The sequence below is a fragment of the Faecalibacterium sp. i25-0019-C1 genome (genome assembly GCF_042854225.1).
In the GTDB taxonomy this organism is placed as follows: domain Bacteria; phylum Bacillota; class Clostridia; order Oscillospirales; family Ruminococcaceae; genus Faecalibacterium; species Faecalibacterium taiwanense.
In genome coordinates, this window is sequence record NZ_AP031428.1 from 2109529 (window position 1) to 2133587 (window position 24059).

The window sequence follows — 24059 nt, forward strand, 5'->3', positions numbered from 1 at the left end:
CGTTTTGATGTTACTCAAGGCTAACTTTTTTCTTTTGAAAAAAGGGCGCGAGCCGAAACTTCCAGCCCGCGCCCTTTGCGGATCATTTCAATGCTCAGTGACAGCCGCTGCAACCGCTGCAGCTGCCATTGCAGCCGCCTTCGCCGCAGCCGCTGCACCCACTGCAGCCGCCGCCATGCTTGTGGGAGTGCCATGTGATCCAGCCCACACCGCCAAACACGATGACTGCCACAATGATCGTGGGCAGATTAAAATTTGCAGCGAGGAATTCCATCATACAAAACACACCCTTTCACAATGTCATGCGGTTCGATCAGATCTTGGTCACGTCGATTTTGACCTCGTTGTCGCCAACATACTTGTTGGGACGGACCAGCAGGTAGATGAAGCCAACCAGAACAACAGCAGCCACGATGGTGAAGAAGTTGAAGCCAATCTCACCGGTGATCAGGCCGCCCAGCTGGTACACCACCAGAGCGGCGCAGTAAGCCAGAGCGCACATATAACCAATGGCGATGGCGGTCCACTTGCCGTTGTTCATCTCGCGCTTGATGGCGCCCATAGCAGCGAAGCAGGGAGCGCACAGCAGGTTGAAGATCATGAAGGCGTAAGCCGACAGAGCGGTGTAGTCCTGCGCAACAGCAGCCCAGATCTCATCGCCGTTCTCAGACAGCTCGCCGCCGAAGTGATACAGAACACCGAAGGTACCAACCACGTTCTCCTTTGCGATCAGGCCGGAGACGGAAGCGACAGTTGCACGCCAGTTGCCGAAGCCCAGAGGTGCAAAGATCCATGCGACCTTGGTAGCGATCGCAGCCAGCACGGAGTTGTCCTGATCCTCGACCATGCCGAAGACACCGTTCTCGAAGCCGAAGCCCTGCAGGAACCACAGCACAACGGTAGCGGCCAGAATGACGGAGCCTGCGCGCTTGATGAAGGACCAGCCGCGCTCCCAGGTTGCACGGAACACGTTGCCCCATGCAGGCACATGGTATGCGGGCAGCTCCATCACGAAGGGAGCGGGATCACCTGCGAAGAGCTTGGTCTTCTTCAGGATCACGCCGGAGCAGATGATGGCAGCCATGCCAATGAAGTAAGCAGAGACAGCCACCAGAGAAGAACCGCCGAACATCGCACCTGCGATGAGGCCGATGATGGGCATCTTTGCGCCGCAGGGGATGAAGCAGGTGGTCATGATGGTCATGCGGCGGTCGCGCTCGTTCTCGATGGTACGGGAAGCCATAACACCGGGCACGCCGCAGCCGGTACCGACCAGCACGGGGATGAAGCTTTTACCAGACAGGCCGAACTTGCGGAAGATACGGTCCATGATGAAGGCGACACGGGACATATAGCCCACATCCTCCAGAATGGACAGCAGGAAAAACAGCACCAGCATCTGGGGAACGAAGCCCAGAACTGCGCCGACACCGGCAACGATGCCGTCCATGATCAGGCCGTACAGCCAGCCTGCCACGCCGATGCTCTCCAGCAAGCCGCCCAGAGCATTGGGAACGATTTCACCGAACAGGACATCGTTGGTCCAGTCGGTGGCAAAGGTACCAATGGCCCAGCCGCCGTCTGCAATGGAGGTGCCCATGGACAGGGAGTACATCAGGAACATGACCAGTGCGAAGATGGGCAGAGCCAGAATACGGTTGGTCACGATCTGGTCGATCTTATCGGAAACGGTCAGGTGCTCCACGCGGGCCTTTTTCTTAACAGCTTTGCCCACGACGGTGTTGATATATGCATAGCGCTGGTTGGTGATGATGCTCTCAGCGTCATCGTCCATCTCAGCTTCGCAGTCCTTGATGTGCTGGTCGATGTGGTCGGTCAGGCTCTTGTCGAGCTTCAGCTCGTCCATGACCTTCTCGTCGCGCTCGAACAGCTTGACGGCATACCAGCGCAGGAAGCGGTCATCCACCTTGCCCTGAATGGACTCTTCGATGTGGGCAATGGCGTGCTCCACGCTGCCGGTGAACACATGGGGCAGCTCAGCAGCCTTGGTAGCCTTTGCAGCAGCCACAGCAGCCTTTGCAGCAGCCTCGGTGCCCTCGCCCTTCAGTGCGCTGATCTCCACCGCCTGACAGCCCAGCTCTGCGCTCAGCTTCTTCAGGTCGATCTTATCACCGTTCTTGCGCACCAGATCGATCATGTTCACAGCCATGACCACCGGGATGCCCAGCTCGATCAGCTGGGTGGTCAGGTACAGGTTACGCTCAATGTTGGTACCATCGATGATGTTCAGGATGGCATCGGGCTTCTCCTTGACCAGATAAGTACGGGAAACCACTTCTTCCAGCGTGTACGGAGACAGCGAGTAGATACCGGGCAGGTCCTGAATGATAACATCCTTATCGCCCTTCAGCTTGCCTTCCTTCTTTTCCACCGTAACGCCGGGCCAGTTGCCGACATACTGGTTGGAGCCGGTCAGATTGTTGAACAGGGTCGTTTTACCGCAGTTCGGGTTGCCGGCAAGTGCAATTTTAATGCTCATTGCTTAATCCTTCCTCCCTTTGGGATCAGACTACTTCGATCATTTCAGCATCGGCCTTGCGCACGCTCAGCTCGTAGTTGCGCACGGTCAGCTCCATGGGGTCACCCAGAGGTGCCACCTTACGGACATAGATCTCAACACCCTTGGTGATGCCCATGTCCATGATGCGGCGCTTGACCGGGCCTTCACCGTGCAGCTTTGCCACAGTAGCGGTCTCGCCGACCTTTACGTCTTTCAGAGTTTTCATACTTAACCATCCTCCTCTGCTTGTCTTTATAGAGAGACTATTCCAGTTTCGGAGCAGCTCCCAAACAGCGCCTGGGCACTGTTCAGCCAATCATGATACGGTTTGCCATGGTCTTGTCCAGCGCGATGCGGCTCTCCTTGACCTGAATGATCAGGTTGCCTGCGATCTCGTTGACGACCGTTACCTCACTGTCCACCACAAAACCCAGCTCTGCCAGATGCAGCCGGATCTCATCCTTGCCGGTGATCTTTTTGATGGTGACGGTCTCCCCTGCTTTTGCCATTGTCAAAGGCATCATACTTCCGCTTCCCTTCCTGTTTGAATCTGGGATATCGCTGCGGTTAGTCAGCCGCAACTATCAACGTGGATAGTTTACGCTCACTAACCTTTTATGTCAATAGTTTTTTCATAATTAAAAGTTAGTTCATATGAACAAACAATTTTTCTGCCCGATTTTTTCCGTTTTTTCACCACAATCAACAACAACTAACTCAAATTATTGAATCAAAGTTAGCCATTGTTTACATTTTCTTGTTCTTTTTTGGCGGCATCTTGTAAACTATCACAAAGCTTTTTCTCTGCTCTGCTGTGCTCTTTTGCTGCAAATGACACAGCCGCGTGGTACAGTGGTCAGTCTGCACCGCGCGGCCGCGTGTCAAAAGGAGGATTTCTTTCCTGCCAGTGCGTGGACACCAGCAGGTGCCAGGATAAAAAGAGAGTATTTGAAAAGAGAATGACAATTTTTAAGCCGCCACGGCAAGGCGGAGAATGGGCGTTCCGCTGTGGAACAGCCGCAGATAGACTGCTGTGCACTTGCTCAGCTGGTCAAAGTGCTTCTGCGCTGCATCCGGGTCGCCATAGGACTTCCAGCAGCCGCAGCAGGTAAAGTTCTTGCCACGGTTCTCGATAAAGCCCACAACATCGCCCAGCGGATAGCCAAGGAACACCCCGATCTCATGCGGAAATTCTGCCGAACAGCACAGCTTGCGGGAAAGCTGAGTGAGCATATTGCCCACATCCGGTGCTTCGCCCGCTTCCGGCAGGCGGTAGCCCTCCTGCCGCAGAAAGCTCTGCACCTTTTTATCTGCCAGCACGGCAGCCAGCTTGCTTTCGCGGTAGACATACACAAGATACCGGTGGTTGAGCACGCAGCCCTTGAGCACCCGCACACGCAGGCCCTTGGGGTTCAGCTGAGTGTTCCAGTTTTTCACCCGGCGCGCAAGGTCGGCGCAGTCGCGGGTCTCATAGCGGAACAGGCCTGCCGGTTTCAGGCTTGCCAGCACCGGGGCACACTGTTCGATCATGACCGTTTCAAAATTACGCTCCATGTCTGCGCCCTCCCGCCTTGTTTCTCCGGGCTATTGTTCCCCGGATGCGCCGTGTTTATAAGTTAGATATTTCTAACCCCGATTCCAAAAAAGAAGCAGCTTTGCGCGGAGCATTCAAGGCTTCGGCCTGCCGATCTGTTTCTTGCGGTTAGTTATTTCTAACGTGACTGTATCTTACCACAGCGGTGGGCCGTTGTCAACACTTTTCTTGAAAAAAGTTATTCGTGACAAACCCTCATTTGCTTTGGTCTGTTTTTTTCGCATCCTACCGTTTTGAGGCACGGTATGGTATAATAAGGAAAACCCTCTCAGGCGCTAACGCGCCAGCCGTTCCCCTTTCTGGCTTCGCCATCTTCCCCCGGCGCGGGGGAAGTCGTTCCACTCAGGGGGGAGCTCTTTATAGAGTCAGCGCATTCAAAAGCTCTCCCCTTCGGGAGAGCTGGCATTGCGCAGCAATGACTGAGAGGGTTCTATCTTATAAAAGGAGCACGCATCCATGCCACAGAACATTGCACCGCCGGGCCTGATCTCCCTTCTTGCCGCCGCACTGGCACAGCAGCCCACAAAGCCGCTGGTGCTGGCGCTGGATGGCCGCTGCGGCAGCGGCAAGACCACCCTTGCAAATACGCTGGCCCGGCAGTTCCCGGCCAGCATCACCCTGCACACCGATGATTTTTACCTGCCGCCTGCACAGCGCATCCGCGGCTGGGAGAAAACGCCCTGCGCCAATATGGACCTTGCCCGCCTGCGGGACGAAGCCCTGCGCCCAGCCTACGAGGGCCAGCCGGTGCAGTACCGTGCCTATTCCTGCCGCGAGGGTGCGTACCTGCCCGCGCGGGAGCTGGCTGCGCAGCCGCTGGTGATTTTGGAGGGCAGCTACAGCCACCACCCGCTGCTGACCGGTTACGAAACGCTGCGGGTGTTCCTGACCTGCGCAAAAGAAGAGCAGACCCGCCGCCTGCAGGCGCGGGAGGGGGAGCGATATGCCAATTTTGCCGCCCGGTGGGTGCCGCTGGAGGAGGGCTATTTTGCCCAGTACCACATTGCGGAGACGGCGGATTTTGTGGTAGACACCACCCAAGGCGGGACGATTTGAAATGGCTTCCGCGCCGCCGGCAAGACCAAGGTGCCATATAGCAAAGCGGAAGAACACCCCTTGAACCAAACAAAGCCGGACAGCTTGCGGGCTGTCCGGCTTTTGGTTTTGCTTGGTTTACAGGCTGTTACTTATTCTTGTACATATCCTGATAGTAGTTCTGGTAATCACCGCTGGTGACATGGTCCATCCACTCCTGATGGTTCAGGTACCAGTCAATGGTCAGCACGATGCCCTTTTCAAAGGGGGTCTCGGGGTACCAGCCCAGATCGTTCTTGATCTTGGTGGGGTCGATGCCATAGCGGCGGTCGTGGCCCAGACGGTCGGCGACGTGCTTGATGAGGTCCTCGCTGATGCCCTCGTCCTGCAGGCGGTCGTGGAGCTGGTTGATGATGGTCTTGACGATGAAGATGTTGGGGCGCTCGTTGTGGCCGCCCACGTTGTACACCTCACCGATCTTGCCGCCGTTGGCTACCATGTCGATGGCCTTGCAGTGATCTTCCACATACAGCCAGTCGCGGATTTGCATACCGTCGCCGTAGATGGGCAGCTGCTTGTGGTGCTTGACGTTATTGATCATCAGGGGGATCAGCTTCTCCGGGAACTGGTAGGGGCCGTAGTTGTTGGAGCAGCGGGTGATGTTCACGGGCATGCCGTAGGTATCGTGGAATGCCATAACGAACATATCGGCGCTGGCCTTGGAGGAAGAATAGGGGCTGTGGGGGCACAGGGGGGTGGTCTCCATAAAGTAGCCGTCCGCACCCAGTGCGCCGTACACCTCATCGGTGGACACCTGCAGGTACTTCTTGCCCTCTTTCCAAGTCTTGGCATCGGCATCATACCATGCTTCCTTGGCGCGCTGCAGCAGGTTGACGGTGCCCATCACGTTGCTCTGCACAAAAATTTCGGGGTTCTTGATGGAGCGGTCCACGTGGCTCTCGGCGGCAAAGTTGATGACGTAATCGAAATCGTACTTCTGGAACAGGCCTTCCACCAGCTCCTTGTCGCAGATATCGCCCTGCACGAACACATGGCGGGGGTCGCCCTCCACATCCTTCAGGTTTTCCAGATTGCCGGCGTAGGTCAGCTTATCCAGATTGACCAGCAGGATCTCCGGGTATTTCTTGAGCATATAATGCACAAAGTTGGAGCCAATAAAACCGGCGCAGCCGGTGATCAGATAGGTTTTCATAGGTTCAATTTCCTCTTTTCAGTCTTTCATCCCGTTGTCGCCGTCCCAGTGGGCGAAGAAGCAGGCCAGAGCGTCCTTCCAGTCGCGCACATCGTTGCCCACGGTGCAGCGCAGCATCCGGTTGTCCAGTGCGCTCCACTTGGGGCGGTCGGCGCTTTCCGGGTGCTTTGCCTTGTATTCCTCGCTGGTGCAGGGTGCCACAGCGGCATCCACGCCGGACAGGCGGATGATCTCGGACGCAAAATCATACCACGAGCAGATGCCCTCGCCGGTGCAGTGATACAGGCCGTACTCGTGGGTCACGCACAGCTGCAGGATCTCGTGGGCCAGATCCACCGCGTTGGTGGGGTTGCCGCACTGGTCATTGACCACTTCCAGCTTGCCAAACTTCTTGCCTGCGTTCACGATGGTCTTGACGAAGTTCTTGCCGTAGTAGCTGTAGAGCCATGCGGTGCGCACGATGAAGTGACGGTGGCAGAACTGTTCCACGTACTTTTCGCCCATGAGCTTGGTGGAGCCGTAGGCGCTGATGGGGCCGGGAATGGTGGCTTCGTCCTGTGCAACGCCGCCGTTTTCACGGCCGGAGAACACATAATCGGTGGAGACGTGTACCAGTCGTGCACCGGTCTTTTCCGCTGCCTGTGCCAGATTGCGGGGGCCGAGGGCGTTTGCCTTGAAGGCGGCGTCATGGTTCACCTCGCAGCCATCCACATTGGTGTAGGCAGCGCAGTTGATGATGACATCCGGGCGGTTGCGGCGGATGAACTCGTCCACCATTTTGTAGTTGGAGATATCCAGATCCGGCAGGTCCACGGCGATCACCGTGGCATTGAGCAGCTTTTCGGGGATGGGGCCGATCTCGCTGCGGCCTTCGCGCAGCTGCTTGAGGATCTCGGTGCCCAGCTGACCCTTGCAGCCGGTAACAATGATTTTCATATGGGTATGCCTCTCTTTTGCTTAATAGCGCAGCTTGCCGTCTGCAACGTTCTTCAGGTGCTGGCCGTAAGGACTCTTGCCGTAGCGCTCAGCGCTTTCCAGCAGGGTGTCGCGGTCGATCCAGCCGTACTTGAAGGCGATCTCTTCCGGCGCACTGATCTTGATGCCCTGGCGCTTCTCGATCATGCGCACAAAATCGGCTGCTTCCACCAGACTGTCCATGGTGCCGGTGTCCAGCCATGCAAAACCGCGGCCCAGCAGCTGAACATCCAGCTCGTCCTTCTTCAGATACATGTCGTTCAGGGTGGTGATCTCCAGCTCGCCGCGGGCAGAGGGCTTGACCTGCTTTGCCATCTTCACGACCTCTTTGTTATAGAAGTACAGGCCGGTGATGGCATAGTTGGACTTGGGATGCTGAGGCTTTTCCTCCACGCTGAGCACCTTGCCGTCCTTGTCGAACTCCACGATGCCAAAGCGTTCCGGGTCCTGCACATAGTAGCCGAACACGGTGCAGCGGCCTTTGTTTTCCGCATTGGCGGCGGCGGTCTTGAGGATCTTGGAGAAGCCGTTACCGTAGAAGATGTTATCGCCCAGGATCATGGCGCAGCAGTCGTCGCCAATGAACTCTTCGCCCAGAATAAAGGCCTGTGCCAGACCGTCCGGAGAGGGCTGAACTTTATACTGCAGATGGATGCCGTACTGGCTGCCATCACCCAGCAGCGCCTCAAAGCGAGGCGTATCGGTCGGGGTGGAGATGATCAGGATGTCCTGAATGCCTGCCAGCATCAGCGTGGACAGGGGGTAATAGATCATCGGCTTGTCGTAGACCGGCAGCAGCTGCTTGCTGGTGACCATAGTCAGCGGGTAAAGCCGGGTGCCGGCACCGCCGGCAAGAATGATACCTTTCATATTTGTGCACTCCTTTAAAATAGATTGAAAAGTTGTGCAGCTGTACGCCGCCCAGACGGGAGACCGCCCGGATGACGTATGGATTCAAAGCGGAGCTGCGTCCGCTGTAAACAAATTCAGGAGCCGCTCCCCCTGCCCAAAATGGCAAAATGGGAATAACAGTTCACTTTATTTTACTATCAAATCACACAAAAAGCAAGAAAGAACGGCTTTCCCGAAAAATTTTCCGGAAAAGCCGTTCTGAAACTCCTTCAGTCTCGCATTTGTTCCGCCCAAAAGGCCCCCTCTCCGAGGGGGCTGGCAATGCCGCAGGCATTAACTGGGGGAGTTACCACGCAAAGCCCCACTTGGAGAAATAGCGCAGCAGGCTGCGCAGCTGCCACAAAAAGGGCTTCAGGCTGCGGTGCGCCGCGCGGTGCCATGCATGGATGGCGGTGTACTGGGGCACCAGATACGCCTTGCCCCGGGTGCGCATCTTCTGGGTGAGATCGGCGTCCTCCACATACATGAAGTAGTCCTCATCAAAGCCGCCCACAGCCTTGAACACCGCAGTGTCCACCGCCGAGAAGCTGCCGGTGCAGAACTCGATCTCGGTGGGTTTTGTCAGGTCTTTGTCCGCCATGAGATAGCGCTCGTTGTACTTTGCCCAGAATTTCAGGCAGGGCAGCTGGCGGTACACCATGGCCCGCACACTGCACCGGCGCAGCGGCAGGCGCTGGGGCCGCCCGTCCGGGAAGGTGAGCGCGGGCCGCGCCATCACCACGCCGGGGTGCTGTGCCATCCAGTCTGCAAGGTCACTCAGCGTATCTGCAGTGAGCTGGATATCCGGGTTCAGGATAAAGTGTACCCGGCTTTGCAGCAGGCTGAGCACCGTGTTGTGGCCGGTGCCAAAGCCGCCGTTTTCCATGCGGCAGAGCACCTCCACCTTCTGGTCCTTGCGGATGTGCAGGGTGCCGTCCTTTGCGGCCTTGGCAAGGCACTGGCCGCTGCCGTCCGGGCTGGCGTTGTCCACCAGATACAGCGTCAGCGGGTGGCGGCGGGTGCAGTCCAGCACGGTCTGTGCCGCCCTGAGCGCTTCATCCGCGCCGTTATAAACTACAATACAAGCAGAAAGTTCCATGTCGTTCACTCCAGCGGTTTGATGTCAAAGCTGAAGTCCTCTTTCATCAGGTCAAAGTTCGGGTTCATGCAGGGGTCGCCTGCGGCCAGCTGCTTTGCCCACCGCTTCTGGAAGCGCTCCACCTCCGAGATAAAGCGCTTGCGCTTGACCGGGTTCTCGTCCAGACCACGGCTCTTGCTCTCGTAGTGGTACAGCTGTGCAAACGGGGTGAACACGTTGGTATAGCCCGCTTCGCGCACGCGCACGCAGAAGTCCACGTCGTTGAAGGCCACAGCAAAGCTCTCGTCCAGACCATTCACCTGCTCGTAGACGCTCCTGCGCACCATCAGGCAGGCGGCAGTGACCGCATACACATCCTGTGCATAGACCAGACGTCCCATATAGCCGGGGTGGCCCACCGGGAAGTTCTTGTGCATGTGGGCCGCAAGGGTCAAAAAGCCGAAGCCGATGCCCGCGTGCTGGATGGTGTTGTCCGGATAAAGCAGCTTTGCGCCCACGCAGCCCACACGGTCCTGCTGGGCGTACATGAGCATTTCTTCGATCCAGCGCGGAGAAATGACCTCGGTATCGTTGTTGAGCAGCAGCAGGTATTCGCCGGTGGCTTCCTTTGCGCCAAAGTTGTTCAGGGCGCTGTAGTTGAAGCCGGTGCCCTGCCATGTGATCACCTTCAGGTTCTTGTGCTCCTTCTGCAGCTTTTCATAGCAGCGGAAGGTGGCAGGCTCCCTGCTGTTGTTCTCGATGACGATGATCTCAAGATCCTCATAGGTGCTCCTGCGGTAGATGGACTCCACGCAGGTGCGCAGGTCGGAAGAATGGTCGCAGCTGGGGATCAGGATGCTGACCCGGCCCGGCTTTGTAATGGTATAGTCCGTCTTATAGAAGCCCGGCGTACCCGGGATCATGGAAACTTCATCCACCGGCACACCCACACGCTCGTAGTGGGCATACAGGGCCTTGACCGCAGCTTCCAGACAGTAGGTCTTGGCCGAAATGTTGCTTGCCACGCTGGTGGGGCCGGAGCGCCAGTAGTACAGCAGGTGCGGGATATGCACGATCTTGTGTGCCTTTTCGGTCAGGCGCAGGTAGAGGTCATAGTCCTGACTGCCGTTGTAGGCTGCACGCTCATCGCCACCCACAGCGGCCAGCAGCTTTGCGCTGAACACGCTCAGGTGGCAGATATAGTTGTTGGAGCGCAGATTATCCAGCATATAATCCGGCTTGAAATGGTAAACGGTCAGATGGTCGATGTCGCCCTCAAAGGTCACTTCATCCGTATACACAAAGTCTGCGCCCTGTTCGGCAATGGCCTGTGCCACGTACCACAGAGCACAGGGGTGCAGGATATCATCGTGGTCCAGCAGGGCGATGAACTCGCCCGTTGCCAGCGCAAAGCCCTGATTGGTGTTGCCCGCAATGCCCTCGTTCTTTTCCAGCTTCTGGTAACGGATGCGGGGGTCTTCCGCAGCACGGGCTGCTACGGTCTGGCCCACCGTCTCGTCCTGACCGGCATCCACAAGGCACAGCTCCCAGTTCTGATAGGTCTGGTTCTGCACCGAGTCCAGCAGCTCCACCAGAAACTGCTGCGGCGTATTGTACAGCGGCACCACAATGCTGATGCGCGGCGCGGCGGGCTGGTCGGCCGCCTGCCTTACCAGCAGCTCTGCGCTGGCAAAGCGGTCGGCGCGCATGGTCCTGCCCGGGAACAGCTTCGCATATTCCTTTTTGGCCTTTGCCTGCGCACGCACGCCGGAAATGCCCACCCGGCGCAGCTGGCCCAGAAAGACGAACGGCGGGAAGGTGTGTGCCAGCTGACGGCCCTTGCTGACAAAGTAGCGCAGCGGCCAGCTCATCTTCCAGAAGGTGGAGCTGGTCACATTGTTCAGCGTCTTTTCCAGATCCTGCTCATGGCTGCGGCTCAGCGAAAGATCGCTGCGCAGGCGTTCCAGCTGAGCCGTCTGCTCTTCGCCGGTGCGCTCGGCCTGCTGCATCCGCTCTCGCAGATCGTCCAGCGTCATCTCGTAGCCTGCCAGCAGCTGCTGTGCATCCTGCACAGCGGCGCTGCGGCAGAACAGCGCGGTCTGCTGGGCTTTGCCGCGGTTCTTCCACTCAAAATCCCGGTACAGACCCTGTGCGGCCAGCTGCTTTGCACAGTCAGCCATGGCCGATGCATCGGTGCATACCAGCAGCACCTGTGCACACTGCAGTGCGGGCAGATCCACCCATTCCGGGTCCTCCACCACCAGCAGGGCAGCGGTGCCCTGCTCTGCATTCTCCGGCAGCAGCTGTGCGCCGGCCTTTTCCAGTGCTTCGGCCAGTGCGCCGCTTCCGCCCAGCACCTGAATGCTGGCAGGGGTCAGCTCCCGCACGATGCGCTGCGCCAGTGCACGGCAGCGCTCGGCCTGTCGTTTGGTTTCTTTTTCCTGATCCATTCCGATCTCCGCTCCTATGGAACTTTTTTATCTTAAAATGATCTCTCAAAAAATCACACGATTTATAGTATACCAAATCCGGCATGATTTGAGAAGGTTTTGCGCGCATTTCTTTGCAGTTTTCCACTGCTTACCAGTGGAACAGGCTGTGCAGCCAGCCAAAGAACCCACCGCCGGAGCTGCCGGAAGTGGAAATGCTCACACCCGTGTAGTAGTGGCTCAGGATTTCCCGGTAGCCCATGCCCTGCTCCTGTGCGTAACCCACAGCACCGCACTGGCTCATGCCCACGCCATGGCCAAAGCCGTAATAGGTCATGCAGGGGGTGCCGCTTTCGTCCGCGCCAAAGTCGAAGCAGTAGCGGGAGGAAACGAACTGGCCGATATAGCGGTAGCTGCGGCCATTGGAAACAAAGGTGTTGTACTGCACAAAGCCGCCCAGATCCTTGTGGGTGGTGTCGGCGCTGACGTAGGGCTCGCCGGTGCGGCTGTCGTTATACTCTTTATAGGTATAGTCTTTTCCGATGACCCGGCGCAGCTTGTTGTGGTACTGCTCCTCGTAGGGGCTCTCCACGCTCTGCAGATACGGCACATCGGTGCCCCATGCGTCCCGGCTGGAGCAGGTGCCGTACACGCCGGTCTGGGTGTTATAGCCCGCACTGGCCGACCACACGGCGTCGCAGACGCTGCCGTTATAGGTGAGCACCTCGTTCTTCACCGGCTCCACCGCCCTGCGGATGGCTTCCCGTGCCGAGGACGGGATCTGATCCACCGGAGTGTAGATGAGCGCATTGGAAGAGGAGCCGTACTGCTTGTGGTATTCCAGATAGGAATGGATGGCCACCGCCTGTGCCTTCCACGCCTGCTGGGCGGCGCTGGCGCTGACATAGCTGCCAATGGAGCCAAGCTCCGTGTAGGTAATGCCCACAAGGCAGTCCACAAGGTTCAGCGTAACATTGCGCTGCAGGCCTTTTCCCTTGATGTTGAGGTAAGGCATGGTGATGGTATCACTGGTGCCAAAGAGCCATGCAAGGCAGTTTTCCTCCTCGGCAGGGATCAGGGTCGTGTCCGCGCCGCCCATAGTGGTGGCTGCCGAAGCCGCCGGGGCCAGCACGCAAACGCACAGCGCTGCTGCCAGCACAAACGCCGCCGCGCGGCGCACAAACCGATGCAGATGTTTCAAAAGTGATCTCCTCCTGTTTTTTGCAGATTTCTGACTGTATTTTTTACAGTGTAACACAGCCTGCGCCTGCGGGCAAGGACTGGACTTTCGTTTTCACATCTGGACAAAGAAGAAACCGGAGGGCCTTTCCCGTTCGGGCAGCTCTCCGGTCTGATTTATAAGGTCTCCGGCCGACGACGCATGGCATCGTCGATCTCGTTCTCGATCTCCCGCAGGCAGTCCAGCAGCACCGGATTGAACGCCCCGGCCTCGCCGGTGCAAAGCATCTGCACTGCAGCCGCGCAGGGTACCGGCGGCTGGCTTCCGCTGCCAGTGGTCAGCGTTTCGTAGGCATCCGCAAGGCCGACCACCTGTGCCGCAATGGGGATCTGTTCGCCAACCAGCTGGTCCGGGTAGCCGCTGCCGTCGTACCGCTCGTGGTGCCAGCGGCAGATCTGATAGGCTACCCGCACAAAATCTTCGTCGCGGTAGGCATCCAGCTCTTCCAGCATCCGTGCACCCAGCAGGGTATGCTGGCGCATGGTTTCTTCATCCTCCGGCGTGCGCGGCTCCGGGCTGTTCAGGATCTGCTCCCCGATCTCCATTTTGCCAATGTCGTGCAGCACCGAGGCCATGCTGATGGTACGGCGCATCTCCTGCGTCAGGGGGTAAGTCTCGGTCTTTTGCACCAGATGGTCCAGCAGCATTCCGGTCAGGGTGCTGATGTGCTGCACATGGGTGCGGCTCTCGCCGTTGCGTCGCTCCACCACCCGGCTCAGAATGCCGATCATCATTTGGCTGCGCTTTTCCTTTTGCGACACCTGATCCGCCACCATGGCGCTCAGGCGGCGCTGCTTTGCATACATGCGGATGGTGTTGGTAATGCGCTGATACACCACCCTTGCATCAAAGGGGCGGCTGATATAATCGGACGCACCCAGATCAAAGGCGCGGCGCACCGTGTCCACATTGTCCTCACTGGAGATCATGATGACCGGGATCTCTTCCAGCATTCCGCGCTGGCTCATGGCTTCCAGCACGGTAAAGCCGTCAATGCCGGTCATGTGGACATCCAGCAGCACAACGGAAATGCCGGTGGGGTTCTGTTCCAGCAGGCGCAGGCAGTCCTCGCCGGAAGCCGCTTCGGCAGTGTCGAACTGGCTGTTCAGCATCTGGCTGAGCAGCATCCGGTTCATGGCCGAGTCGTCCACGATGAGCACACTCTGGCGGCTGTGGGTGGGCTGCAGGGCGTGCGGCTCCGGCTGACGCTCGGTGATCACGGTGTTTTTCTGGATGCGTGCATAGTGCATCAGCCGTTCCGCGTGCTGCACCGCATCGTCCACATTTTCGTCGTCGATCCACACGCCGCCAATGCTGGCCGACATGCGGATGCGGGAGTAGCCCGGCACGCTGGCCGCCTGCAGCTGCAGACGGATTTGTTCCAGACGCGGGCTGAGCTGTTCCTGCCGGATGTCCGGCAGCAGCAAAAGCAGCCTGCCGCCGTCGTAGCGGATCAGGCGGTCTTTTTCCGAAAGGCCGCGCCGGATGGTGCTTACCGCCGTTTCCAGCACGCTATTGCCTGCACCGGAGCCGTAAACATCGTTGGAGAACTTCAGATCGTCCATATCCAGCATCGCCACACCGGCGGTAATGCTGCGGTAGCGGTAGTTCTCATCATAATAGGTGCGGTTGTAGGCACCGGTCAGCGGGTCGCGGTAGCGCTTTTCCCGCTCGTCGGTAATACTGTTGAGCAGCCGCTCACCGTTTTCCGGGTCCAGCAGAACACTGCGGTCGATCTTGCGGGTCAGCTCCAGCACACAGAGTTGGCCATCCACCTGCACACAGCTGGCCGTGATCTCGTACAGCTCCTGCCCAAAGTATTCCAGCCTTGTTTTCCGGGTGTTCTTTTCCAGCGCCTGCCTTGCCACGCAGTTTTCACACGGACGGCTGCGCCGCCACTGGGCATAGCAGGGCGCGCTGCCCTTTTTGCCGCCCTGCACCTCGTCCGCCTTCATCAGGCGCACTGTCATGAACACCTTGCGGAGCTGGCGCATTTCCTCTTCCATCTGCTGGCGTGTTCTGTCTTTTTTGCTCATCATCGCATATCCCCCGCTGCAAAACCGCGCGTTTTGGGCCGCACGGCATTCCTTCACGAATAACATTATACTATTTTTTACCAGAATACGTCAATCTTCACCCCTTGCAGCCTGCGGTGCGGAATGTGTCGTTTTGATTCTGTAAAATCAACGTAAGCTCTTTATTTTTGCCAAATTTCCTCATCAGACACCGTACTGTGCCGCACAAAGTGACGCAAATTGGGGAGTGCAGTTTTCCGGCCGTCTGCTGCCCGCTCTGCCCGGGAACAGTCCACGTGTTTCCGCCGGAAACTCAGTCTTGATTTTGTGCGCAGAATCCGCTATAATAGTAACGTTCTTTTGAATTGCATATCAGCCGGTGTGTCGGAATGGCAGACGAGGGGGACTCAAAATCCGCTTCGTGATTTTTCTTGTCTGTACGAGAAATTCACGAGTGTGCGTTGAATTTTGAAGGTTTGTCGAAGCAGGATTTCTTACATCCCTCCTGAACATCCCTCCAATCTTCAGAAACCGGTACGAATGTCTCAAAATTGAATATCAGCCGATGTGGCGGAATGGCAGACGCAAACGACTCAAAATCGTTCGGGAAACCATGTGGGTTCGAGTCCCACCATCGGCACTTCATCATAAAACGGCTTAGGATCGAAAGATTTTAGGCTGTTTTTCTTTTTTGCCCATTTTTTATACTTTGGCGTTTTCTGGGAAGATATTGACGATTGCATTCGCCGAAGATACCTTACTGGAGAAATCCAGATGTGTATAAATGTTGCTTGTCGTGCTGATGTCGCTGTGCCCCAGCCACTCCTGAATCTCCTTCAGGCTCACGCCATTGGCATAGAGCAGACTGGCGCAGCTATGGCGCAGATCGTGAAAGCGGATACGCTTCATCTGGTGTGCGACCAGAAAATCCGGGAAATGTTGGCTCAGGAAATCGGGCCGAATCCGTTTTCCCATCGGGTCTACATAGATATAGTCAAGATAATCGGTGCAATAGCTTTTGCCGCAGACCTTCCGATTCTGCTCCTGCTCCTTTTTCATTTTATTGAGCATCTGCTCACAGGCAGGGATTAGGGGAAGTGTCCGGCAGCTCGACTTTGTTTTTGTCTTATCTCGTGCGATTTCTGTTAGCGTTCCGTTGACCTTTGCGGTCACAACCGTATGCTGAATGCTGATTTTCTTGTTTTCAAAGTCAATGGCATCCCATTTCAAGCCAACAACTTCACTGCGCCGCAGGCCGTAGAATGCAGCCATGATAACGCCAAACTCCGAAGGGTCACCTTGAATCGCTTTGAAAAGCTGCTCCAGTTCTTCACCGCTGTAAATCTCCGACTTGAACTTTTCCTTACGAGGACGTTCAACGCGATCTGCCGGGTTGGAACGGATCATGCCGATTTGAAAAGCGTACTGCAAGCATTTGCGGATGTTGGCGTGATAGTGAATGACGGTGTTTGCCGTAAGGCCACGATCCAACTCATGCTGGTAGAAGTCTTGGATGTATTTGGGATGCTGTTCCATATCCTGCAATGTATAGTGGAGCGGTTCAAAATATGGGACGATCTTGTGAACGATTGCTCTTTCATAGCTGGTATAGGTTGTGATTTCCACTCGTGACTTCATCATTTTCAACCAGTCCGTGATGAAGTCGGTGAAAAGTACCGGGGAGTTATCAAGGCAGGGGTCAACTTCTTTGATGGGGCTGACCTTCAGCCAATTATTGTCAACGGCATATTGTAGGGCATCGGTCAACTCCTTGTGCCAATCCAGAAGCTGCTGTACACTGGCCTCCTCCTGCTGACGCTCATAGCGGAAGAACGTTTCCAGATCGCGCGGAGAGAGTGCTTTCAAAGACAGCCGCTTCTTTTCAAAGTATGGGACAACTACTCTTCCCAGATCATAAGCATATCTGCCATAGGTTTCGGGCGGAAGGTTCATCACGCTTTCCCGAAGCCAGCGGTTCAGATATTCCGATACCGGCAGGTCGGAAACCTGCTGCATCGTTTCAGGGTTAAACTCTTTTTGTGTTTTACGCAACAGAGATTCAGCTCTTTTTTTGTTTCCTTTAACAGGAAGTCCTGTGCTGATGGATTTGGTTCTGCGCTTTCCATCTGTGTCTTTCCAGCTCAGAATCATCTGATACATACCGTTTTGTTCTCTTAAATGTCCGGCCACATTTGTCATAGTTATGCTCCTTTCTGTTCGCAGCCAAACGTCCTTTGCTTAGGCATCATAAGTTTAGAAGATTCTGGAGTGTTTTGCAAGGATGGCACAAGGGAGTTTGAAAGGTGCATCCCTCCAAGTTGCCGATCCTGATCGAGCAGGTACTCTACCACGCAGAGTTTTGGTATCTTATAGCTGCGTCCTACACGCGCCGAGTGGATCTTATTCTGCTTGACCAACAGATACGCATTCTTCCGGCAGATGCCAAGCATTTCCTGAAGATGCTCCACCGTCACCACATCCGGGTAGTCCTTGAACATCGTCAGATACCTCTCCGTCTTTCGGTCAGGCTCTTCCTGAATCAAAGTGCAGGCTGCGATCTCGCTCATTCCTGTCCTCTCTTTCTAGTTCAATATGTCGATTATTCAGCAAAAAATACTATATGTAAAGTGTGATGGTCTTTTTCGGGGACCATCTCACTTGCCAAAGGAGATATTTGAGCTTAGAACTTCATCGGCAGTGCGTCTTTCCTGCACTTGCCGTTGTAGGTGGTGTAGATGGGGTAAACGTACCGCCGCCAGCCCGGAAGCTTGGCGGGGTTATCCCGGCTGACACGGTAGAGCTCCATGGGATGGACGCCGCTCAGCGCACGGACAAGCCGCTCCTCGCTGTACTGCCCATGATACAGCTGCACAAAGTACATCACGCCCCGCAGGACAGCCGCCCGGAAGGAATCCGGTTTGCCCTCCCACGCTTCCACGATGTGCCGCAGAGCTTCGCAGTAGATCTCTTCGCCCAGCTGGTCGTACAGCTTCAGCGCCGTGCCCACGCAGCCGATGCGGTAGTCGCTCAGCTGCATACTGTCGTAGTTGAGGGAAAGCCCCGCCCGGTTAGTGGCTGCGACAAACGCCTTGGAAGGCGCATCGCCGCCCACCACCTTGGCGCGCAGCTTGATGCCCGCCGACAGGGGTGCGGCGTGACCGTTCTGCTCGGCAAAGAGCAGGGCTTCCTGCTCCATCGTCAGACCGGTGTAGACCTTGCAGAGGATCGGGCGGTCCTCGCCGCCGTTGAGGAGGATGCAGCCCTCGATGGTGTGCTGCCCATCCATTACATAGTACCTGCCGTTGCGGAAGCTGACCTTCGGCTCGTTAACGATGTACTCGTTGAAGTCCCTTGCAATCAGCTCCACCCTCTTGCGCTCTACGCCCCGCTGGTAGATCTCGCGGGGATAGATCAGCTTGCTGCTGTGGATGACCGAAAGCTGGTACGGCGGGTTGATACCAATGAAAGTATTGTTGTCGTTCAGGCGCATCGCATTTCCTCCTTGATTCTCCAAATGTACTTCTCGGCTTCCTCTAAGATCTCAGTCACCTGCTGCTTCCGCTTCGGGCTGGTGAGCAGGCTGGGATTGAAGGTGAAGCTATATTCGAGCCGCTGGATCATGGCATGAACCGCGGATTGCAGTTCGGTGTACAGCATCATTTCCTCGATGCTTCCGGCGTTCTCAAAGGACGACCGGATGGGCGTATAGGGGTAGACAGGCGGTTTGCCATCCACCACCTCAGGCGGCGCATAAACCGCCGTAGAGCGCCGGATAGGCTCTATCTGCTGGATGCTGCCCATAGGGTTCAGCGCAAGGCTGATGCGAACCGCATCATCCACCCGGCGCATCTCCTCTGGGGTCAGATGCCCCAGATACTTCAGTGCCCGGCTTTTGTCGATGGTGAAGATCTGCTCTGCCTGCACAACGGACGGCATATTCAACCCTGCGTTTTCCAACAGGCAGTGGGTCGGCTGGTTTACTTTCTTTTCCGCCTTGCTTGTCATGGTCGCAACGATCAGGGTCGGAGAGTGATAATTGCCCACGTCATTCTGAAGAATGACCGCCGGGCGGTCACCGTGCTGTTCCGAGCCGGTGCTCGCCCCGAAATGGGTGAAGAAGATGTCTCCGCGTTGGAATTTCCAGTTTTGCTGCAAAATTGTACCTCCATGTTGTTATGTGCAAAGCCCGCTGCCGGATGTTCCGCAACGAGCTTCGTTCAAGGTATGGTGGTATGGTTGGGTCAGCGGTGCATGACCACATAATCATAGCCGCGCCGCATCTGGCAGACGGTGCATGTGTCCATGCTCCGGTCTGGGCTGGGTACAAGCGCGATTTTGAAAGCCTTTGCATCCACAAAGTGCCGCAGACAGGTACCGCAGAGAGTTCGGATGGACTTGACCATCTCAGGGGTCAGCTCCATCTCCTCGTAGATCTCCTGCTCGCGCACCGTGGGGTTCAACTCGTCCATAAAAGTGTCCTCCTATGTATCAAAAGTGAATATTCGGATAAAGAATAAATAAGAGTACGTAAAAAAACGGGAACTGCCGGATGCGTGGAACGTACCCGACAGTTCCCGGATCAATATGATTAAAGGTCTCGCATATTCGCCCTCGGCTCCCTGCGAGTGGGGCATGAACATCTGGCAGCGGACTTGTACCGCTTCATTGGCATTTCAGCCACCCCGTCTGCTTTGTGACCGGGCCGCGAATTACGGAAGTATCATTATCGGAGTACCAGATGACGGAACTATTCAGTTTTCAAGGTCCCTGAGGTCGGACGTTTCGCCCTGCGGCAGGTGCCGCTTGGGAAATTGTCCTCTCACTTGGTAGCCGACGAGAAAGGTCAATTCGTAGCATTGAAATTGAAGTTTTTCAAAAATTTAGTAATTCTCTTGATTTTGATACTAATAGTGGGCCGAGATACGCCGTAGACTTTAGAAATTTCAGTGATGTCGTATCCCTCGTAAGCGTACATGGTGATGATTTCCAAATCTTCGGTTTTCAAAGTTTCGAGTGCAGTAAGCAACTGCTCGTTCTCAATCTCACCAATCCATGCAAAACGGCTTTTAGTTTCGTGGTAAGTATCTGTCACGGTAATCGCATCCTGATAGCGTAGCATCAAAGGCGACGCTTCTTCCTCAGAGCTTTCATACGCAGGAGCGGTGAATTCCTGCGTCCGCTCGATAAAGGTACGCTCCGAATTGAATTGCTGACGGTCATAATCGTACATCTTCTGGATGGCCTCTTCTGTCATTCCCGCAGCTGCGTACTCGATGCGCAACTTTTCCCAGTGTGCTTCAAACTTCTTCAACTCATAGCCTTTATTAAAAGACATCGTAAACCTCCAAATTTTCGATAAAACGTAAAAAGTCAAAAATTTGGAAGGCTACGGATATTTCGCCGCTTGGGGCATCCACGAAAAACGGACAAACATAAAGCCTGCTCCTTTTTACGGGAGCAGGCTACCTGAAGGCTAAAAAAATAGCCGGACAACCAACTAACAGAGCGGTTCTAAAGCAGAATCACTCTATCAGCTGTTGCCCGGCTATTTGGTGCGCGTTTCATACATTGCCTTACGGCAATGGCCCGTTGCTCGGTGACGAACAGTCCATATTCAGGGTGCAATGCACCCAATTTTTGAAATTGTGGTTTGTCTAAAAAAGTCAGCGCCTGCGGTAGGCTAAGTCAACTGCTGCTACGTTACCGCACCTGAGGCACTTTATGCTGATAGAGCCTGAACAGCTCTCGGTTTTTTGGTAGAGCTTGTGTCCGCAAACCGGACAAAACCTCCAGCCAATGCTGAATTGTGCCTGCTGTATATTGTTCAGCGGTTTACTCTTAAAAGAGCGATTATTTGACCAAGTCATATTATTCTCCAAATCGAATGACGTCCAATGGATGGCAGTGGATGGGTTTTCCGTTGATGACCTGCATCTGCTGTAATCTGATCCTAATCGCAGACCACGATACTCCCATCCGTGCAGCCATCTCCAGAATTTTTTCATAGTTCGGATCCGATGCGGATTTGTACAGGATTCCATTTGGCAGGCACAGCGCTGCACGTTCTATTTCGGCGTTGACCAGAAATGTTGGCATCAGCAGCTCCGCTGCAAGGGTGTTCGCCTGCCATTCTTCCCATGAGGGCTGTCCGTTTCGTTCCCGATAGGCAATGTGCCCACGGCACTTGACTGCTTTTCCGTAGTCGTTCGGAAACTGGTCAGCCAGAATATGGTGTGCCGCTTCATGCGCTATCGTGAAATTCCGGCATCCGGTGCAGCTGTCTGACGCAAGGGCGGAATCGATTACAACGTCCTTCGGCATGAACACCTCCACAAGCTTTGTCCCGTCCCCCAAGGTTACGGTAAAACCGCATTTCTGGAAAACAGTCAGTCCTAGAATACTTCCATCGCTGCATAGCGGCAGCATTTTCACATTCAGCCCAAGAACAGAACTTGCGAGCCGTTCAGGGTCAATGGGTTCTGGGTCATCTTTACTGATCCCGAAACGGGTATAGTACTGGTCGATATACTTACCCGCTATGTGCGAAAGATCTGCGCGGGATAAGTATCTTGCCATTACGAAGCACAGCTTTCCGGCACGGAGCAGTAGGCTTCCACGAACCACTTGCCCCGTTCAAGCCAAAGATTCCGCTTCTGACCGCAGATCAGGCAGGTGAAGCAGTGACCTTTTCCGCCTAGGCGTGATGTCCCATGTTTGACTGCCAAGACACGATCAATTCCATAAGTGTGAGCCTTGTCATAGTTTATGGCAAGAGGGCGGATCTTACCGTCAGGAGTAAAACGAACGTCCACTTCGACGTATCTTTTCTCACGGCGAAGGTTGTAATCACCACACATCAGAATTCCTCCTTTTTGCGGATTTATCAAAACACGGCGTGCATTACTTGCGAATCATACTGCGTGCCACGAGCTGTTTTTCGTTCAACAGCGGAACGGACACTGTATGTTTTTTCCACTCATCCATAGAGCAGGTCACTGCTTTGCACAGACGGCATTTTGTCCAGCCACCGGTTTCATCAAGATCCACATCATAATTCATGGTTCCGCACATTGGACATCTTACATTTTCTTTTCTCATAGTATCACCTCGCAAAAAAAAAACGCCAAACAAACACAATCCCATACGAAAATAACACCAAAAGGCTGTTATTTGTGGATTTGGTTTGATTATACACCCACTTTATGGAGATGTCAATTACGCATTTGTCGCCATTTTAGAGATTTCCTGTTGATTTCTTATATTTTCTATACTATAATAGAGCTACCGGATCACAAAGGAGTGTTCTTGTTATGAAAAAGAAAACCACGCTCACCAAAATGCACATAGCCCCATCCACAGTGCGCTATGATGCAGTCGCTGCGAGGGATAGCAATGAGGTTGGTCAGATTCTCGCAGGCACACGAAAAAGGAATGGCTATTCACTTGTAACTTTCTCTGAACTTCTCCGTCACTATGGCGTCGATGTCAGTGATAAAGGAATCAGCAAATGGGAAAAAGGCTATACCACTCCTAGCATCTACCAACTAGTTGCAATCTGCTACGCATTGAACATCAAGGAGGGTCCTTCCTACTTTACAAAGAACTTCCAGAAACCCGCCCTTCTAAATGACATCGGGCAAAAAAAAGTCGCTGAGTACGAAATGGACTTGATTGCATCCCGGCGCTACCAGCCAGACGCAGAAGAGCCCGCGGAAATCGACTACATAATGATGCCTGTATCAGAGTTGCCAGTATCGGCAGGTCTAGGAGCTTTTCTTGAGGGTGAAATGTTCCAGCAGATACAAGTGCCTGCCAGTAGCGTTCCGGCTGGTGCCGAGTTCGGGATATATGTTAGCGGTGATAGTATGGAGCCACGCTATCATAACGGACAGATTGTATGGGTGAAGCGCTGCGAAGAACTTGAATGCGGGGATATCGGGATATTCGTATATGATGACTGTGGATATCTGAAAAAATACGATGAACATACCCCAGACAAGTCCCAAGCAGAGTTCCTTACCGACAGCTATGGCGTGGTGCATAACCAACCGGTTTTGGTTTCTCTTAACACCAAATATTCGCCGATCCTTATATCTCCAGAGCAAAGATTCGAGGTTGTTGGAAAAGTTTTGAACTAAAAAGATGGGAGGAGTTTTTGTGGATACGATCAAGCGTGTTCAGGATTTGATGCAAGTGCGTGATATGAATCTATGTGTATTGGCAAAGAAATGCGGAATATCGTACTCCACGATTCAAACCACCGCCCGTCGGGGAGGGCAGTTAAGCGTAGAGACGATTGAAAGAATTTGTCAGGGTTTAGGAATTACATTAAAAGACTTCTTCGATTCCTCCTACCTGTAAATATAGGGGCAGCAAAAAAGCCGTTCGCCACGCTGGAAAATCTGCGTGGTGAACGGCTTTAATACTGCTTCTATTTATCCTTTGGTAATCTCCAGATAAACACTAATCTCCATGATTGTTACCATTGAAGGAATACATTTGCGACGATCTTCGGGCATACCGAATAAGATTTGCATTGGCAGTTGAAGACGGCTCATGTTACCTATTGCAATTCTGACTATTTGGAAATATACTTGTAAGTATCAAATTATTTCACTTTATGGGAGGAAATTATTATGGCAAGACCCAAGGGAAGCAAGAATAAGGCTCGTACTGTAAAGGCCAGCGTTGATTATGTAGCAGTCATTGCAGAAAAGGCCGCAAAAAAAGAGAAAATCGAATCTGAGGTTGCTACGTTGACTGCAAATCTCGATGATCTGAAGACGCAGCTGAAAGCCAAGAAAGCAGAATTGAAAGCCGCCACCAAGGAACTTGCCAAAGCCGAAAACAAAAAAGCTGCCGCCGAAGCAAAAGCAGCAGAAGAAGCAAAGAAGGGCGAAGCAGAAGATGTGCTGAAGAAGCTGCTTGCCAGCGGTATGACGGCTGAAGAAATCCTTGCAAAGCTCCAGTAATGCAATATGATGAACTGGACAAGCTGCTGAAGTAAAGGAAGGGGCTGTTGCACAAGGATAAAACCGGTGTAACAGCCTCTTTTTCATTCATGCTGC

25 protein-coding genes and 1 tRNA gene are annotated in these 24059 nt (G+C 54.6%); 5 read left to right on the forward strand and 21 right to left on the reverse strand.

The features are described from left to right. Nucleotides 1–94 precede the first annotated feature (94 nt). From ACGHUK_RS10430 to ACGHUK_RS10450, 5 genes are all read right to left on the reverse strand, one after another. The gene (locus tag ACGHUK_RS10430; protein ID WP_044954063.1) at nucleotides 95–277 is read right to left on the reverse strand and encodes a FeoB-associated Cys-rich membrane protein; all 183 of its coding nucleotides are present in this window, start codon (nucleotides 275–277) and stop codon (nucleotides 95–97) included. Between the two features lie 36 nt (nucleotides 278–313). Further along, nucleotides 314–2500 carry a ferrous iron transport protein B gene (gene feoB / locus ACGHUK_RS10435; protein WP_390574284.1) on the reverse strand — a complete coding sequence of 729 codons (2187 nt, stop codon included), beginning with the start codon at nucleotides 2498–2500 and terminating at the stop codon, nucleotides 314–316. Nucleotides 2501–2525: 25 nt separating this feature from the next. Beyond that, complete coding sequence (locus ACGHUK_RS10440) at nucleotides 2526–2747, reverse strand: FeoA family protein (protein WP_005944554.1); 222 nt, start codon at nucleotides 2745–2747, stop codon at nucleotides 2526–2528. A gap of 82 nt (nucleotides 2748–2829) precedes the next feature. After that, the gene (locus tag ACGHUK_RS10445; RefSeq protein ID WP_005944556.1) at nucleotides 2830–3045 is read right to left on the reverse strand and encodes a FeoA family protein; all 216 of its coding nucleotides are present in this window, start codon (nucleotides 3043–3045) and stop codon (nucleotides 2830–2832) included. Nucleotides 3046–3490: 445 nt separating this feature from the next. Then, complete coding sequence (locus ACGHUK_RS10450; RefSeq protein WP_371290508.1) at nucleotides 3491–4075, reverse strand: DUF3793 family protein; 585 nt, start codon at nucleotides 4073–4075, stop codon at nucleotides 3491–3493. Nucleotides 4076–4571: 496 nt separating this feature from the next. Here ACGHUK_RS10450 and ACGHUK_RS10455 point away from each other — a divergent pair, with 496 nt between their 5' ends. Next, a complete protein-coding gene (locus ACGHUK_RS10455; protein ID WP_298638611.1) occupies nucleotides 4572–5171 on the forward strand; it encodes a uridine kinase in 600 nt (199 codons plus the stop codon). A 127-nt stretch (nucleotides 5172–5298) separates the two neighbouring features. Here the strand turns inward: ACGHUK_RS10455 and rfbB are convergent, their stop codons facing one another. The 7 genes from rfbB to ACGHUK_RS10490 all read right to left on the reverse strand — a co-directional run bounded on the left by rfbB (nucleotide 5299) and on the right by ACGHUK_RS10490 (nucleotide 15015). After that, on the reverse strand, nucleotides 5299–6363 hold the full coding sequence (gene rfbB, locus ACGHUK_RS10460) for a dTDP-glucose 4,6-dehydratase (RefSeq protein WP_154259028.1): 1065 nt from the start codon (nucleotides 6361–6363) through the stop codon (nucleotides 5299–5301). Nucleotides 6364–6381: 18 nt separating this feature from the next. After that, complete coding sequence (gene rfbD, locus ACGHUK_RS10465) at nucleotides 6382–7299, reverse strand: dTDP-4-dehydrorhamnose reductase (RefSeq protein WP_349935384.1); 918 nt, start codon at nucleotides 7297–7299, stop codon at nucleotides 6382–6384. Between the two features lie 21 nt (nucleotides 7300–7320). Further along, nucleotides 7321–8208 (reverse strand): glucose-1-phosphate thymidylyltransferase RfbA, encoded by an 888-nt coding sequence (rfbA, locus tag ACGHUK_RS10470; RefSeq protein ID WP_005944568.1) that lies wholly within the window; start codon nucleotides 8206–8208, stop codon nucleotides 7321–7323. A 328-nt stretch (nucleotides 8209–8536) separates the two neighbouring features. Continuing rightward, entirely contained in the window at nucleotides 8537–9328 is a 792-nt protein-coding gene (locus ACGHUK_RS10475; protein WP_120081245.1) for a glycosyltransferase, read from the reverse strand. Nucleotides 9329–9333: 5 nt separating this feature from the next. Then, nucleotides 9334–11757, reverse strand: a complete 2424-nt coding sequence (locus tag ACGHUK_RS10480) for a glycosyltransferase family 2 protein (RefSeq protein WP_390574285.1) — start codon at nucleotides 11755–11757, stop codon at nucleotides 9334–9336. Between the two features lie 130 nt (nucleotides 11758–11887). Continuing rightward, nucleotides 11888–12937 carry a SpoIID/LytB domain-containing protein gene (locus tag ACGHUK_RS10485; protein WP_390574286.1) on the reverse strand — a complete coding sequence of 350 codons (1050 nt, stop codon included), beginning with the start codon at nucleotides 12935–12937 and terminating at the stop codon, nucleotides 11888–11890. Between the two features lie 155 nt (nucleotides 12938–13092). Beyond that, a complete protein-coding gene (locus tag ACGHUK_RS10490; protein ID WP_390574287.1) occupies nucleotides 13093–15015 on the reverse strand; it encodes an HD domain-containing phosphohydrolase in 1923 nt (640 codons plus the stop codon). Between the two features lie 537 nt (nucleotides 15016–15552). Here ACGHUK_RS10490 and ACGHUK_RS10495 point away from each other — a divergent pair. Beyond that, nucleotides 15553–15631: transfer RNA gene (locus tag ACGHUK_RS10495), tRNA-Leu, on the forward strand. Nucleotides 15632–15693: 62 nt separating this feature from the next. On the opposite strand, the gene ACGHUK_RS10500 is transcribed toward ACGHUK_RS10495, so the two are convergent. The 9 genes from ACGHUK_RS10500 to ACGHUK_RS10540 all read right to left on the reverse strand — a co-directional run bounded on the left by ACGHUK_RS10500 (nucleotide 15694) and on the right by ACGHUK_RS10540 (nucleotide 22089). Further along, the gene (locus ACGHUK_RS10500) at nucleotides 15694–17190 is read right to left on the reverse strand and encodes a site-specific integrase (protein ID WP_097775163.1); all 1497 of its coding nucleotides are present in this window, start codon (nucleotides 17188–17190) and stop codon (nucleotides 15694–15696) included. A 2-nt stretch (nucleotides 17191–17192) separates the two neighbouring features. Beyond that, nucleotides 17193–17558 (reverse strand): helix-turn-helix domain-containing protein, encoded by a 366-nt coding sequence (locus ACGHUK_RS10505; RefSeq protein ID WP_113993110.1) that lies wholly within the window; start codon nucleotides 17556–17558, stop codon nucleotides 17193–17195. A 113-nt stretch (nucleotides 17559–17671) separates the two neighbouring features. After that, nucleotides 17672–18481, reverse strand: coding sequence for a DUF6551 family protein (locus ACGHUK_RS10510; protein WP_097775162.1), 810 nt, complete (start codon nucleotides 18479–18481; stop codon nucleotides 17672–17674). Next, complete coding sequence (locus tag ACGHUK_RS10515; protein ID WP_097771475.1) at nucleotides 18472–19146, reverse strand: type II toxin-antitoxin system PemK/MazF family toxin; 675 nt, start codon at nucleotides 19144–19146, stop codon at nucleotides 18472–18474. The genes ACGHUK_RS10510 and ACGHUK_RS10515 overlap by 10 nt, the downstream gene beginning before the upstream one ends. Nucleotides 19147–19232: 86 nt before the next feature. Next, nucleotides 19233–19460, reverse strand: coding sequence for a hypothetical protein (locus ACGHUK_RS10520; protein WP_097775161.1), 228 nt, complete (start codon nucleotides 19458–19460; stop codon nucleotides 19233–19235). A gap of 374 nt (nucleotides 19461–19834) precedes the next feature. Beyond that, a complete protein-coding gene (locus ACGHUK_RS10525; protein WP_390574288.1) occupies nucleotides 19835–20326 on the reverse strand; it encodes a sigma-70 family RNA polymerase sigma factor in 492 nt (163 codons plus the stop codon). 533 nt (nucleotides 20327–20859) lie between these two features. Further along, nucleotides 20860–21567, reverse strand: a complete 708-nt coding sequence (locus ACGHUK_RS10530) for an ImmA/IrrE family metallo-endopeptidase (protein WP_390574289.1) — start codon at nucleotides 21565–21567, stop codon at nucleotides 20860–20862. Further along, entirely contained in the window at nucleotides 21567–21848 is a 282-nt protein-coding gene (locus ACGHUK_RS10535) for a hypothetical protein (protein WP_097775158.1), read from the reverse strand. The genes ACGHUK_RS10530 and ACGHUK_RS10535 overlap by 1 nt, the downstream gene beginning before the upstream one ends. A gap of 43 nt (nucleotides 21849–21891) precedes the next feature. Beyond that, the gene (locus tag ACGHUK_RS10540) at nucleotides 21892–22089 is read right to left on the reverse strand and encodes a hypothetical protein (RefSeq protein ID WP_097775157.1); all 198 of its coding nucleotides are present in this window, start codon (nucleotides 22087–22089) and stop codon (nucleotides 21892–21894) included. A gap of 212 nt (nucleotides 22090–22301) precedes the next feature. Here ACGHUK_RS10540 and ACGHUK_RS10545 point away from each other — a divergent pair, with 212 nt between their 5' ends. The 3 genes from ACGHUK_RS10545 (at nucleotide 22302) to ACGHUK_RS10555 (ending at nucleotide 23963) form a co-directional block, all read left to right on the forward strand. Continuing rightward, on the forward strand, nucleotides 22302–23129 hold the full coding sequence (locus tag ACGHUK_RS10545) for a LexA family transcriptional regulator (RefSeq protein ID WP_097776430.1): 828 nt from the start codon (nucleotides 22302–22304) through the stop codon (nucleotides 23127–23129). Between the two features lie 19 nt (nucleotides 23130–23148). After that, a complete protein-coding gene (locus ACGHUK_RS10550) occupies nucleotides 23149–23352 on the forward strand; it encodes a helix-turn-helix domain-containing protein (protein ID WP_223383275.1) in 204 nt (67 codons plus the stop codon). A 275-nt stretch (nucleotides 23353–23627) separates the two neighbouring features. Beyond that, nucleotides 23628–23963, forward strand: a complete 336-nt coding sequence (locus ACGHUK_RS10555; protein WP_015565819.1) for a hypothetical protein — start codon at nucleotides 23628–23630, stop codon at nucleotides 23961–23963. Nucleotides 23964–24059 lie beyond the last annotated feature (96 nt).